The sequence below is a fragment of the Flavobacterium rhizophilum genome (assembly GCF_046000485.1).
Taxonomy (GTDB): domain Bacteria; phylum Bacteroidota; class Bacteroidia; order Flavobacteriales; family Flavobacteriaceae; genus Flavobacterium; species Flavobacterium rhizophilum.
Window position 1 is genome coordinate 80,863 of sequence record NZ_JBELQB010000015.1, and the last position, 15,745, is coordinate 96,607.

Below are 15,745 nucleotides of genomic sequence, written 5' to 3' on the forward strand. Positions count from 1 at the left end.
TAACCACAAAAAACAAAGTGCGAAGCAGTAAAGTGCCAAGATGGTTACAGTTGCCAACCTACTTTTAAAGCCAACTCGCTAAAACTATTTCCGTTTGAATCATTTGAGAAATTTATGCTAGGTACGACAATCACTTTGTTAATTTGAAAGCGTAGTGAAGCTCCTAATTCGCAACCTATAGTTAGACCTTTATATCCGTCGTCATAAATAAATACATCAAAATAGTCAGTCTTTTATAACTTCTTTTCAAAGAGGTGATTCAGGGATTAAAGTTTATATGTATGATGCAAAAGTAACATATACCACAATTGTTAATGTCAATTGTAAAGTAGTAACAAATTAAATTACATTAATATGAAATTTGAAAGAAAAGATTATATTCGACTAAAAGTTTATGCATTAATATTATTATTTGCATTTTTTCAGGGATGGAAAAATAGTCATAGAACTTTTTTTGTAGAATCAACAGGGACAACTAATTCACATTATATGTTTAATTATTTGTCATTTTCTTCTTCATTGTTTTTAGGTTTTTTTATAACCTTACTTTTTGATTTGTACAGGTATTATTTTCAAAATAAAAAGTCTAAGTATTCAGGCTCTTAATTTTGTTTTAAAAATGTATTTAATATAAATCTTACCATTGCATGAGAAAAATAATACTACTTCTTACTCTCTTCTTATTATCTAATTTCAAGTTACAAGCCCAAACAGACGAGGCGCGTATACATTTACCTACTCCTACAGGAATGTGGCAGGCAGAGGTAAGGTATATGAATATGGATCAAAACTTACTTGTTTTTGGTAATTATTACACACCGGTAATTAAAGCGGAAGCAAATGTTATACCCGTTACACTTTCTCATACTTTTGCGATAAGAGGTAAGTGGACAAAAGTATCCGCTATGGTTGCCAGGGTGACTTCTTTCAATGTTACCTTAAAAGAGACTCCTATTCCTGATGCTCAGGAGAAAGGTTTTGCTGATGGTTATATTGCTTTTGAAATGGGTATTATTAATAATTATGCTAAAAATTCAACTGATTTTTTTGAGACCAATCCGGAAAAGTTTAATATGAATGGTCTGTTTAGGTTTTGGTATTCTGATAAGACGAGTTATAGCTCTGATAACCTTATTAATATTGGTTCTAATCGAATGGCTTTTGAATTTGGGTTACCAATGCAGATTAGAATAAATAATAATACCTCAAAAATATTATGGCTGGAAACCTGCCCGGGGATTCAGTTTTTTACTCCAAATGATGAAGCGAGTAGAGGTGGTTTTGGTAAAATGACGCAAAAAGCTTTGTTTTATCTTGAAAATCACTTGTCTTATAATATTAGCTCAAAATTTTATGGTGGAATTACAGTCACATATAAGCAGGGAGGTCAGGCTTTTTATGAAAGGCTATTGGTAAGAGGAGCCAACCAAATTTCTATTTTAAACGGGGGAGTGTTTTTGGGATACAAAATAATACCTTCATTAGAGTTTAAAGCCAGTTTTGACAGTTTAGTATTTGGGGAGAGTAGGGTAACTTATCAGGCAGTTGGGGCTGGATTGGTTTTCAGTTGTTTTGATTTGAAGTAGAAGCAATAATTTATTCTTAAGATTTAATTAATTTTTAAATAAAATATTGCTAATTATTTTTAATAAAGTAGATTTAGTAAAGTTAATAATCAGCTATACCGTAAGCTTTTTTAAATTGGGTGTAAAGGCAGGGAATTCCCTGCCTTTTTTTATTCATTAATATTTATAATTTAATTATAATATTTGTTTTTTAATTTCACTTTATTATTTTTAGGTTGTTGATTAATAGATAAATATGTTAGTTAAATATTTGTATTAGATGTGTATGGCAGGGTAGGGTCGCCCTGCTTTTTTTATGGTTTTCCGTTTTCTAAACTGTATTTTCATGTCTACTTTTAGTATAGTTAAGAATTAACTAGTTGTATTGGTGTATAACTTAGTTTGGATGGAGAGGTAGGATGTGGGAATTTCCTACCTCTTTCACTTTTAATAATAATCAGGGCAACCCTGACATTGTTTTTCCCAATTAAACTGATAAATTAGCGAGAATTCATGTATACCTCCGGTTCGTCCCATATTATTAGTTAGTATATCGTAGGAATATCCAACTTTGAAATGTTCATATTTTAATCCGAAATAAGGATTGATTGAAGTTAACAGGTTACTGTTTCCGTTATTTTTTGCCGGATTTGTAGCAGCTATGGCACCCACAAATACCCTTTCAAAAATAATTCCCATTCCCAGGTCAAACCTGTTGTACTTCGCCTGTTGCATATAATTGGCCGTAAACAATAACTTAGAGTTGTAAGGAAGGAAAGTATTTGTAAAGTTAGAAAGCTTAAACTCGTAGCCCGCATTTAGGGAGAAAAGCATTTCCAAAGGGAGGTTACCAGCCTGCATAAATGATATGTTTGCCTTGTTAAGGTGTTTTAACGATGCTCCAAACCAGCATTCCTCATTGTTAAACAATACTCCCGCACCAATATCAAAAAAGGTTATTTTCTCATTGAGTGCAAGTGGGTCTATACTGGTGGCATCGATTACTCCGGTACCAAGGTTCAGCTGGTCTTCCAATACAAGGTTTTGAAAACCGTATGATTTTGTCCCGAAACCAACTTCAAGGGCAGGATGGAAGTACCAGTAGTCTGATATCTGTACCCTGTAGGCATAGGATGCATTAACCTGTGATAGCTGATAGTTTGTGAACGATTCCCTCTGACTCAAAAAGTTTACACCAAAACCACTGTTCATCTCTTCAGACCAAGTGTTTAAAAAAGCATAATCGCTGTTTATTTTCAGTGAGGCATCCGGCCATTGAGTTCTGTGCATTACACCTATGGAAGTAGTTTCCATAAAACCTGTAAAGCCCGGGTTTACTGTTTGTGGCACCATAAAATACTGGGTAAAAATAGGATCCTGAGCCCAAGTGGTATTAAATGCCAATATTATGATTGTAATTATTACTATTCTTTTCATTTCTATTTAATTAATGCAAAAGGTCCTTCAAAATTTACAAACTGGCCGTAAAATGTTTCGGCATTGATACGGTAATAATAGTTTCCGTTTTCAGACGGAATATCCTGAATATAACCGTTCCAGCCCCTTATCACTTCGCCTTTTTCGCTGTAGATAAGAGAGCCCCAGGTGTCATAAACATTCAGTTCAATACTTTTGAAACCTTTGTACACTGCGCTAAATGTATCGTTAACACCATCGGCATTTGGTGTGAATGCATTAGGGATCATAACCTCATAACCTTTTGTCACTTTAATTATAATACTGTAAGTATCTGTACATCCATAAGGGTATACTACGGTAAGAGTAACAGTATAGGTACCTTCCCTTACATAGGTGTGGGTTGGGTCAATCTCGTCCGAGAAGCTTCCGTCTCCAAAATCCCATGATACTTCGGTATAATCTCCTGTAGACTCATTAGTGAAACTCACAGGGTCCATTATTGAATATATCTGATAAGTAGTATAAGCATACGATTCTGCCGTGAAGAAAGCCTCGCCCAGTTGCTGTGTGTCTACCTCAAATGTTTGTGTAGCGGTACACCCCATAGAGTCGGTTGCAGTAACTATTACGGTGCCGTTCTGGTCGGTGGTCATAAACTGGTCAAATTGCCCACTAACATCTCCTGTAGTCCATGAGTACTGGAAAGGAGGAACACCGCCTTCGGCATGAGCTACATTAACCTGACTTACAAAATGAGTATCACAATTAAAATTAATATCGTTTGATACGGTAAGCGTAATTGGATCAGGTCGTGTAATGGAGTAGGTGGCAGTATTAGAACAACCGTTAGCATCTGTAACCTCTACAAGGTAGTTACCCGATGTAATATTTGTCAAATCTTCTGTGGTAGCCCCGTTAGACCAGCTGTAGGTATATGGAGGTGTACCCCCTGCTACCAACAGGTCAATCGCACCACTCATGGTGTCGTCGCAATCGGTAGCATGTGTAATATTGGCATCTAACACTAGTGCTGCCGGTTCAACTATGGTAAACGTCCTGATGATTTCGCAAGGTGTACCATCGGTGATAGTAGCGGTATAGGTACCCGGGCCTAAATTGTTTCGGGTAGTACCTGCTGTAGATCCATCACTCCATGTAAGTGTTACGGGAGCAATACCACCTATAAGGTTAAGCGCTATGCTACCGTCGTTAGCTCCGTGACATGAAATGTTAGTATAAATAGGGTTTACTGTAAATACAGGAGCTTCTTCAATAACTACTGAAATGGTCTTAGTACAGTTACTTTCGTCAGTTACGATAATGGTATAAGTACCTGCGCCCAAATTATCCTGAAACGTACCTGTAGCAAGGTTACTCCATTCTGCAATATAAGGCGGATTACCTCCTGATATGGCTAAAGAAATGGAAGCATTATCTGCACCATAGCATGTAATAGGAGTTGTTGTAGGTATAATTATTATTTCCGGTTGTTCGGTTATTGTAACAGCTATTGATGCGTTACAGCCTGAATTATCGGTTACTGTTAGTGTATAAGCTCCTGCAGTTAAACCTGTAGGGTCTTCATTGGCAGAAGTAAATCCGTTAGGACCTGTCCAACTGTATTCATAACCTCCGGCAGGTAATGGTACTCCTCCGGTTACGGTAACATCAATTTCACCAGTGGTATCGCCAAAACAAATTACATTAATATGGGTTTCGGTTATAGTAATCTCTTCCGGTTCGGTTAATGTGTAAGTACTGCTAAGGGCTGTACAGTTATTGGTGTCGGTTAGTGTAAGTTCATATGTACCCGCAACCAGTTCGGTAAGGTTTTGCTCGGTTGAGGTAAACCCGTTAGGTCCTGCCCATGTATAGATATAATCAGAGGTACCTCCTGTAGGGAGTATGTTGATAGTACCATTATTTACGCCAAAACAACTCACACCATAACCGTTATAATTAGAAACTGTAGCGGTATAGGTTATAGGTTGAGGTTCAGTAATGGTATAGCTTTCCGTTAACGGACAAGCTCCTGTAGTATCGTTAATAATTACGGTATAAGTACCCGGTGCCAGGCTGGCAATATCCTGAGTATCGGCGGTAAATCCATTCGGTCCTGTCCAGCTGTAGGTGTATCCAGGGTAGCCCCCTTCTACAGTAAGGTTTATAGCGGCATCCTGGTTGCCAAAACAACTTATGTTAAACCCGTTAAAGTCGGTAATAACAGCTTCGGTAATTGTAATGCCCGATTCCGGCTGAGTGATAATAATATCTTCAATAGTCTTAATGGTACCGTTAGCATCGGTAACCTGTACGGTATAGTTACCCGCGGGCAAATTGTCAAAAATATAATTTTCTGCAAAAGTATCTTCAACTGTTTCAATTACAGTACCATCTTCAAGCATCAGTACATAATCAAAAGGAGCAATGGAAACCTGAGTAATCTCTATTTCAATAACACCTGTAGAGGCTCCAAAACAGCTAACATCCACATGGCTTGCGTCAGCTTCGCCAATAGTAAGCGGAAGCGGTGCATTAATCTGTATGGTTAGTTCTATATCGTTACATAAGCCATCGCTTATAATAACGTTATAGGTACCTTCGCCTAAGTTTTCAATGTTTTGGGTATCGGCAGTAAACCCGTCAGGTCCGGTCCAGTTGTAAGTGTAAGTGCCCGAACCACCTGTTGGGCTAAGGTTAATCCAACCGTCTGTAGCTCCCGATGTGCTTATCTGGAATCCGTTATAGTTTGAAACATCAGATGATACACTAAATTCCGGACTAACCGTAACCACAACTTCAAAAGGCTCTCCTGTACAGTTTCTGTCAGGAGATACAGGGGTAACCGTATAGGTAGCTGTCTGGTTGGTCGCCGTAGGGTTAGTAAGTGTACCTGTAACCAGTGACGCGTCGCTGCCTGATGTGCCTCCGGTAATGCCTCCTGTAACTTCAGGAACTTCCCATTGGTATAGCGTTCCCGCCGGAAGTATTGTTGCATTACCTGCAGGATCATAACTAAAGTCACTTCCGCTACAAACAAGCACTTCACCATCTTCAACAGTTGCAGCAGGGTATAGGGTAACCGTAACCATAAATGTTTCACCGTTACAGTTATTCACAACAGGTGTAATCGTATAGGTAACCGTAACTGTTGCATTGGTAGTATTGATTAATGTCTGACTGATTTCCGGTTGCGGAGTAGCCTGTGCACTACCGCCTGTAAAGCCTGTACCTGCCGGAGCTGTCCAGGTGTACATAGTATTTGCCGGAACATTGTTCCCGTTACCATCAGTTGGGGTAACAGTAAATGTTTCGTTGCTACAGGTTTCTGTATTAATATCGTTAACCGATGGTAGAGCATAGATTGATATTGCAGCAGCTTCTGATAAGATTACCGAGCAACCTTCTATTGGGAAGGTAATTTCGCAATAGTAGTACAAAGTTCCCGGGTTGGTGTCTGTTGGCTGATATGTATCTGATGTTGCTCCTGCAATAGGAGTACCTGTGGTTGTATCGTTTACTGTATTGCTATACCACTGATAGGTTGGTGTACCTGTACCATTCGTATAGTCAACATTAAGTTCTGGTATTGGTTGCCCGAAACAAAGATCTTCGGATTGTGGTTGTGTGCTTATAATAGGAGAAGGGTTTACAATAACCTCTGCGGTATCACTTGTCACACTACAGCCCGATCCTTCTGCAGTAATGATACAGTAGTAATAAGTTGTGCCTACGTTGTCAGCAGGAGGAGAGTAGATGTCAGCAGTTGCTGCGGCTATTTCAGTGCCTTCTGTATTGTTGTTTGCTGTATTGCTATACCATTGATAAGAAAGTAATCCTACACCGCCTGTAGCAGTTACAGTTAAATCTTCTGCAAACGGACTCTGGCATAACGACTGGGTTGCCAGTGGTTGTTGTGTAATAACCGGATCAGGTACTACAATAACTTCAGCTACTTCACTGGTAAGGTTACCACATCCGTTGTTTTCAAAATCAACAGTTACATAATAGTAATAAGTTCCTTCGGCTGTAAAAGCAGGTGGTGTATAAGTGTCCTGAGTTGCTCCTGTAATTAATGTTCCTCCGGAGTTTGAAGCTGTAGTATTACTATACCATTGGTAAGTTGTATTACCTCCGTCACCATCATAAGCTACACTTAGTTGGGAAGCAGTACCGCCTACACATAAGCTTTGTGTTTGGGTTGGATGCTCAGTAATTACCGGTATGGCATTTACATTTACTTCGGCAGTATCTGATGTTATTAGAGAACATCCACCTACAGGGAAGGTAATCACACAGTAGTAATAAGTTGTTCCTTCTGTTGAGGTAGAAGGTATATAGGTTGAGCTTGTAGCTCCTGCAATTTCGGTTCCTGTTGTAGTGTCATCAATAGTGTTGGAATACCACTGATAAGACGGTGTTCCTGTACCGTTAGTATAGGTTACAGAAAGTGTGTTTGGAGTACCGTTTAAACATACATTACTGGAAAGAGGTTGCTCACTAAAAACTGGGGCAGCTATAATATTTACCCCGGCAGTTTGTGAAATAACAGTACACCCCAAACCGGTTTGCGATACCACGCAATAGTAATATAACGTACCTGCAACGTCTGTAGGCGGAGTAAATGTTGAAGCTGTTGCTCCTGTTACGGGTGTGCCCGAAGTATTATCATTCGCAGTATTGCTATACCATTGATAAGTAAAAGAACCCACACCACCCGACGCTGTAACTTCAAGAGTTGTAGCCGGAGCATTTTGACAAAGTGACTGATTTGGTAGTGATTCACTATCAATCACAGGATCTGGTGATACGGTTATGATTATACTGTTACCTATTGCCTGACATGAAACACCGTTAAAGGTACTGGTAACTATACGCCTGTAGTAGGTTGTGGCTATAAGTGCTCCAGGAGTGTAAGTCTCGGCAGTTGCTCCTGCAATATCAGTGTAGGTTATATCATCTTCAGAGCTTTGCCATTGGTAGGTTAATGTCCCTACACCCGATGCAGGTGTAGAAGTAGTGATGATGTTAGGAATACCTCCGGTACATATGGTTTGATCTTCTTCAATAATACCTTCATAAACATCGTTAACAGTAATGGCTATAAAGTTAGTAGTTGCACTACACTCTACACCGTTTAGGGTACTTGTAACCTTTCTTCTGTACCATGTATTTTGCGTGGTAATTGGAGGGTCGTAAGTTGCATCTGTAGCACCTGTAACATCGCTAAAGCCTGTTGTGTTACTTGTAGTTGATATTTCCCACTGGTAAGTGATTGTCCCTTCAGCTGTTGCGGCTGTGGTTTCTGTAAGAACTACAGGGTCGCCTCCGTTACAAATAGTTTGGTTAGCAGCTATAGCTCCCTGATTTATCTGATTTACAAAAACGGTAACCTCGTCTGTTGCCGTACATCCGTTAGAATCAGTTACGGTTAGGGTGTAGGTAGTAGTTACTGTTGGTGCTGCTTCGGGTGTGGCAGTTGTTGCGCCAGTTAGTCCTGTTGCAGGAACCCAACTATAAGTATATCCAATTCCCGATCCGCCTGTTGCGATACCTTCTAAAGTGGTTGACTCACCGTCGCATATAGTTGCATTGTCTCCAGCTTCAGCAAATACAACAGGGCCAATTATTACAGATTGTGAGTCGGATACCGTACCACAATCGTTGGTAACAGCAACGCTAAAGGTATGTGTGCCCGATGTAGTATAGGTTACGCTAGGTTCGGCATCAGTAGATGTTGAAGGTGTACCTCCGGGGAAGTCCCATAAATAGGTAGGAGTTCCGCCATTACATTCTGTAATGGTTACAGTAGGTGTAATAGTTACTTCGGTAGCACCACATAAAGGATCTATAGGGTTTATAGTTACTGTAGGCGGTTTTCTTACCGTTACTGTTTTTGTAATTTGTTCAGCGCCACAAATATTGGTAGCTATCAGCCTTATGGTATATGTACCTGCGGTGTTAAATGTGAAAGCAGTATCTTTTGAATCAGCACCTGTACCATTTGCGAAACTCCATTCAGGAGTAGTATTGGTATCACATTCGGCAGCTGCAAATGTTACACTCCAGTTGTATATTACATCACAGGAGTTGCTTTCGTCTGTAGTATTTGTTGTAGCTATTGCAAGTGGCGCACACCCCTCGTTTGTATTTAGGTCAAAATCGGGCGTAAGCGGACTCTCAATGCAAATAGTTTGTGTATAGGTAGAATCACCACAAGGATTACCTGTTGTAAGGGTAACCGTGTAGGTGCCGGGCGCCGAGAAAGTATGACATTGATCGGGAGCACCTGTAGTATTTACGGTGACAATGTTATCAGGTGATGAAGGGTCTCCAAAGTCCCATGTATATACTGTTTGTTCGCTACAGCTTGATCCAAATGTTCCCTGTTGTGTGGTGTTAGTGAAACATACACTTTCGTTAATACATCCTCTTGCAGGGGCAATAAATTCGGCAGTAGGATTTATCCTCACCTGAACATTACCGGCTGTATAAGGTGTACTGTCGCAGGCATTTGTAACAGTAAGTGTTGCTGTATAACTTCCGTTAGGGCAAGAAGTTGCTTCGTAGCTATGGTATATGGTGGTTTCTGTAAGCGGATGGTTTAATGTTACCGATTGTCCATCACCAAAGTCAAGAATATAAGTCGTACCCGGAGAGTTAAGCTCCCAGTTACCTATGGTAAAAGGTACTTCTGCCGGTGCACAAAGCCCTGTTGTAGATCCCAATGTACCCAAACTACCTGCGGGGTTACTTTGGTTGGCTACAACATAAACTTCGGTATTGTTACATCCGTTTGAACCAAAAGCTGTGACGGCAAGGTTAAATGAGCCTAGCTGAGTATAGGTATGGCTTAAAGGAAAGTCGGTAAAAGCAATGTTTGTTTGTGTACTGCCGTCTCCCCAGTCTAAAGAATAATTAGTCGCACAGGCGTTTTGCGAGATGTTATTTATCGTGATAGTATAATTGGAGTTACCCTGTGACGGACTGTTATCACAATTGCTAAAAGGTGCAAAAAAATCCTGGTCTTCTATGGCAACATCAGGTTTTTGTTTAACCGTAACAGTGGTGCTATAAGTGTCACTACATCCGTTAGTATCGGTTACGGTAAGTGTCACTTCAAACTCTTCAGTGCTACACCCTATACTGTAAAAAGGATGAGATGGTGTTGTTTCGGTTGAGGTTTCTCCATCGCCAAAATTCCATGAATATGAGTAGGGAGCTGTACCGCTACTGATGTTTGCAGAGAACAGAATGTCTAGTCCTGAACACTGATTATCTACAAAATCAATATCATTTATCACCGGTGGTTCGCTTACTGTAATTGTAAATGCGGTTCTGTCTGAAACTTCTCCGTTAAGGCTGGCTTCCGCATAATAAGTTGTGGTTGCCGAAAGCCCGTTGGCGGAAAAACTTACTCCGGTTGCCAAAGGAGCTCCTCCGGTTTCAACATCATACCAGTTAATCTCTGCACCCGGTAAGGATGAGGCTGATAATGTAACATCTCCGGAGTCACATAGTGTTGAGGTTCCGGTTACTACCGGCGGATCGATATCAAATAAGTCCGCGGTTTTTGATGAAGCCAATAAAGTGAATGAACACAGCAGTAGGGCTATAACAAGGTAAAATTGTTTCATACACAATTTTAATTTAAGTGGGGCGGGTTAATAATTGGTTTGGTTTCGCAAACCTACGAATATTTTGTTAACGTATAGTTAAGTGTAAATAATTAAGGGGTTTATTACCGGGTATCAAAAGGGTATTTAACCTTTTTTAAGTAATTGTTTAATTATCAGTATTTTGAGTGGTAGTTTCACTTGTTTAGCTGTCTGGGAGGCTAAGTTTGTTATCGGATTTCTTTGGATATAAGGATATTATGTATTGAGTGTAAAAACAAACCCCGGTGTAATTACCGGGGTTTCTGTTTTTTTATTGAACAGTTATTTTGTCAAACACGCCTAAATCGGTTGTTTGTACTCCATTTTCCCATAGCGTAACAACAATTAAGTTGAGCTCTTTGATATAATCACTTATCCTGATCTCTAGTGAGTCACTCAGGTAAATAATTAACCAACAGTCGCTGTTTACGAAAAAGGTGTAACTGTTCAGGTCGAGATCATACAAACCCTTAACCGAAACATGGTCACTGGTAATTATTATTTCGATCTCTTCTTTGCCCGTTTTAGGGGCTCCATTATGTTTTGTGTATTCGCCTTGTAGTTGAGTAGGTACTGTGTAGGTACTTTGGTAGGGGCTGAGTTGGGTGGGCTCCTGGTTTACCTCCTGTGGTTCACATGAGGTTCCTAGTAGGGAAACTATCCCTAAAAGGATTACTACAAAACAAGATTTCATAAAACGTGGGGTGTGGGATTAAGTTACAAAGGTAAGTAATTATTTGATTAATAATTGTTTTTAAGTTATTTATTGAATTGTTGAGGTGGTTTATTGTTAATAAATAAAAAAGGCTCTGCAATTGCGGAGCCTTTCTCAAAGTACTGATTATTGATTAAGGTTGTGGTTCATTTTCTTTAACCTTGTCATAAATACCAAGATCATTAATAATTTGTCCGTTTTCCCAAAGTGTAATATGTACAAAGTTTTCCTCTTTAATGTAATCACTTATTCTTATCTCTTGTTTGTCAGAAAGATAAATAATGGTCCAGCAGGTTCCGTTAACAAATATCCTGTATTGTTGAAGGTCAAGGTCATACATGTCCTTAATCCAAAGCCTGTTGGCGGTCAGTTCAATAACAACTTCCTCTTTGCCGGTAGCATTTGTACTGGTGTGGGAGTAGTAACTTCCTTTTAATTGGTTTGGGACAGATTGGCTTACATAAGCAAGCTCATTTTGTGAGATGAGTTGGTCGGTGTCCTGTGGTTCACAGGAACATCCAAGCAGGGCTATTAAGCCTGCCAGGAAAGTAAAAATAGTATGTTTCATTGTTTGGGGGATTTAGTTACAAAATTAATAAATATTTAATAAGTAATTATTCATTATTATCTTTATTTACTTTAAATTGTTAATAATGTGTTTGTTAGTGGTTGATTCCTTAGTGTTTGGTGCTTTTTGATAGTAAATTTATTTAGATTTACTATAAATAGTTTTATTTTACACGTTAGTATGTTTTATATTTGCGCCCACTAAAACAACAATTAATCCACATTAAAATGAATTTTAAAGCTATTACTATTTTAGCTGCGGCTACTTTTACTGTATCTTCTTTGGTTTCATGTTCAAGTGATGATGAGAATGTTAACGGACTTTCATATGAGGTTCCTTCTACTTATCAGTTTGAAAGAAACGGCGAGACAAGTGTTAATTTTTCAGGACAGACGCAAAGAATAAAAATGCTTGCAGAGTTTGATGCTTATTCTAAAAATCAGTCAGGTTATCCTGATTTTGATGCTCAAAAGGTTATAGATATGTTCTCAAACACCAATAATCCTTTTGCAGATGATAAACTTAATAATTCAGGAAAACAACTAAGAAATAAGACTGCTGCTTCGGCTGATTATTTTTCGGCTAATACAGTAGAGGCTAACGAAATCAAAACTACTTTTGATAACCTTTTTACCGAAATGGGTGCTGTGGCAGCACAATATGAAACTACTGGAGCTCCTGGTATTGCAGGTTCGGTAGATGCAGGTAAAAGACTGGTAAACGGTAACGGACTTGAAATCAATCAGGCTATCATAAAAGGTTTAATGGGTGCTTGTTTTATGGATCAGGCTTTAAATAATTATCTTAGTACTAATGTGCTCGATGAAACAAAACCTGCTAATGATGCAGGTACTCTTGAAGAGGGGGCAAATTATACTACTATGGAGCATAAGTGGGATGAGGCTTATGGTTATGTATTTGGTTATACTACTACAAATACTGATGGTTCTGTAAAGAAATACTACTGGGAAAGTTATATGAATACTGTAAACGGTAATCCTTATTTTGAAGGTATAACAGATAATATTAAAAATGCTTTTATTAAAGGCAGGGCTGCCATAGTTAATAAAGACTACACAACCCGTAACGAGCAAATACAGGTAATTAAGCAAAACTTATCAGTTATAGGTGCAGTTAGAGCTGTATATTATCTACATGAAGGTAAGGAGCTGCTATCTACAGATGAGCTTGCTACAATTAAATCATTCCATGCACTTTCTGAAGCTTATGGTTTTATAGCTGGTTTACGTTTTACCAATAATCCTGCTACAAATGCTCCTTATTTCACGGGAGAGGAAGTAAATGCAATGTTAGCAAGCCTTACCGGTGGAGAAAATGGTTTTTGGGATATGGATTATACATCAAATGCTGCTGATGCTATTTCGGCTCAGATGGCGCAACGATTTGGCTTTACCGTAGAGCAGGCAATTACCGAAGGGGGAAGCCACTAATACATATAGTATACCTTAAATAATATATAAGAGTAAGGCTGCAGTGATGCAGCCTTATTTTTTTAACATATTGTGATATTAGGGTAAATGCAGTTATAATTGTTTTAATGATAATAATACATAGTGCATTTTGAATATAATGTAAGATGTTTAATTTTATTTGATTTTTTTGTGCAATTAAGCCTGATTATTTGTTAATTTGGGCAACTTTTTACTGACTAGCTTGTTAAATACCACCATAATGGGAAGAATTAAATTTACTTTTTATGCCTTATTATTTTTAGTGTTTGGCTGTAATTTCGGCTATGCACTTTCAGATAATGAAATGTTGCTTCCCCCTGCCAATGATGATTGTGCGGGAGCAACACCTTTAACCGTAAACCCAACCGAGATTTGTGCCTCAGGAACCACAGCCACTTTTGCTCAGGCTACGGCTTCTGCATTAGGTGCGACATGTACGGCACAAAACGGGGCTGATGTTTGGTATGAGTTTACGGCCACTTCTACAGCACATACTATTGCGTTATCCAATTTTTCGGGTACACCGCAGCCTATAGTGATTGTTTTGTATGAAGGTGACTGTACAGGATTGACTATGCTTTCGTGTAGCCAAAATAATGTACTCAATGCCTCAGGGCTTAATATTGGAGATACCTATAAAGTAAAGATTTACTTTAATACCACATCTCCCAGTTTAACCAATACTTTTTTGGTTTGTGTTACTACACCACCACCACCATCTAATAATAATCAAACAGAGTGTTTGATTACTACGGTGAACTACGATTTTGAGCTTCCTAATCTTACATGGTCTACTTACCCAACATTTGTAAACCACAATGTGGTACAAGGATGGCGTACTACCGCTTCAGATCAGACAATGGAGTTTTGGCAGGAGCCTAACTATGAAAATGTGCCCGCATATAGTGGTGACCAGTTTATAGAACTTAATGCAAATGTGGTTTCTGGAGTTTATCAGGATTATGATACTCCTCAACCAACAGTTTTTACTTATGGATTTGCACATCGTGGGCGTCAGGGAACAGATACCTGTCAGTTATTGGCAGGACCTCCGGGAGGAACCTTAACTGTTGTGGCTACTGTATCTACAGGTAATACGGCTTGGAGCTACAATACTGGTACTTACACCGTGCCTGCTGGGCAAACTGTAACACGTTTTATGTTACAATCAGTTTCCAGTGTAGGAGGTGCGAGTGTGGGTAACTTTCTAGATGCAATTAGTTTTACGGCTAATAATGGTATCATTTCCCCTAATCCGTTCTATATGGATTGTGGTGAGCTTGTAGCCAGCTTAGAAGCAGCAGGTACAGGTACGTGGTCTGCTCATAACAGTAACCCTTCAACAGTAACTTTTTCAGATCCTACTTCAAATAATGTAGATGTATCAGGGTTTTCAGTTCAGGGAAGTTATTACTTTGACTGGACTACAGAATACTGTACAAGTACTATAGAGGTTTCTTATACAGGACCATACCCTTTAGATCCTGTAGTGACAGATATCACGTACTGCCAGGGACAAACAGCAGTGCCTATAGATATTCCGGTAGATCAGCCGGGATATACTATGTTGTACTACCTTAACGGTACCCCGTATTCTAATCCAACACCGGATACCTCTGTGGTAGGCTCTGTTACCTATTATGTTATACAGGAATCAGATGCCGGATGTCAAACGCCTGCCTATCCTTTAGTGGTTACTGTGAATCCGGGGCAGGATCCTGTTACCGATTTTACCCTTCCTGCAGCGCTTTGTACCAGTGATGGTACGGTGACACCAACTACAGGAACTGATTTTACCACAGGAGGTACTTTTAGTGCTCCTGTAGAAGTAGTAATAGACCCCAATACGGGAGAAATTGATTTATTTGCCAGTACACCGGGTACTTATGATATTACTTATAGTGTAGAGGAAGATATAGCAAACTGTTTGGTAGCAGGTAGTAGTACAGTGTCATTTACCATTAATGCTGCTCCGGTACTTATGCCTGTAACTCCGCTTGAACTTTGTGATGATGCTACAAATGATGGTTTTGCCGAATTTGATTTGGCTCCGGCTATTGCAGAGGCATTAAATAATCAAACAGGGTATACAGTTACTATTCATCTTTCTCAGACAGATGCCGAAGCGAACTTAAATTCTCAGTCACAGCCTTTGTTTACCAATATAATAGCAGGTGGGCAACCAATTTATATGAGAGTAGTGGAAGATGGTACGACTACCGATTGTTATACTATTGAGGAAATACAATTATTTGTACATCCCCTTCCCACCATCCCTTCCCCAATCACGAACTACGTTCAGTGTGACCAGACGGACCCTGATGCCAATGATGGTATTGAGGAGTTTG

The 15,745-nt window shown here is 39.3% G+C and carries 7 protein-coding genes; 3 read left to right on the forward strand and 4 right to left on the reverse strand.

The features are described 5' to 3' along the window. Positions 1-647 precede the first annotated feature (647 nt). Positions 648-1,586 (forward strand): hypothetical protein, encoded by a 939-nt coding sequence (locus tag ABS768_RS16360; RefSeq protein WP_408076038.1) that lies wholly within the window; start codon positions 648-650, stop codon positions 1,584-1,586. A 426-nt stretch (positions 1,587-2,012) separates the two neighbouring features. On the opposite strand, the gene ABS768_RS16365 is transcribed toward ABS768_RS16360, so the two are convergent. The 4 genes from ABS768_RS16365 to ABS768_RS16380 all read right to left on the reverse strand — a co-directional run bounded on the left by ABS768_RS16365 (position 2,013) and on the right by ABS768_RS16380 (position 11,925). Then, complete coding sequence (locus ABS768_RS16365; protein ID WP_408076039.1) at positions 2,013-3,002, reverse strand: PorP/SprF family type IX secretion system membrane protein; 990 nt, start codon at positions 3,000-3,002, stop codon at positions 2,013-2,015. A 2-nt stretch (positions 3,003-3,004) separates the two neighbouring features. After that, entirely contained in the window at positions 3,005-10,621 is a 7,617-nt protein-coding gene (locus ABS768_RS16370; protein ID WP_408076040.1) for a PKD domain-containing protein, read from the reverse strand. A gap of 292 nt (positions 10,622-10,913) precedes the next feature. Next, the gene (locus ABS768_RS16375) at positions 10,914-11,336 is read right to left on the reverse strand and encodes a hypothetical protein (RefSeq protein WP_408076041.1); all 423 of its coding nucleotides are present in this window, start codon (positions 11,334-11,336) and stop codon (positions 10,914-10,916) included. A 154-nt stretch (positions 11,337-11,490) separates the two neighbouring features. Next, entirely contained in the window at positions 11,491-11,925 is a 435-nt protein-coding gene (locus ABS768_RS16380) for a hypothetical protein (RefSeq protein ID WP_408076042.1), read from the reverse strand. 227 nt (positions 11,926-12,152) lie between these two features. Here ABS768_RS16380 and ABS768_RS16385 point away from each other — a divergent pair, with 227 nt between their 5' ends. Together ABS768_RS16385 and ABS768_RS16390 are read left to right on the forward strand one after the other, a co-directional pair. Continuing rightward, complete coding sequence (locus tag ABS768_RS16385) at positions 12,153-13,376, forward strand: DUF4856 domain-containing protein (RefSeq protein ID WP_408076043.1); 1,224 nt, start codon at positions 12,153-12,155, stop codon at positions 13,374-13,376. 241 nt (positions 13,377-13,617) lie between these two features. Further along, the coding region (locus ABS768_RS16390) for a hypothetical protein (protein ID WP_408076044.1) at positions 13,618-15,745 on the forward strand (2,128 nt) is incomplete at its 3' end.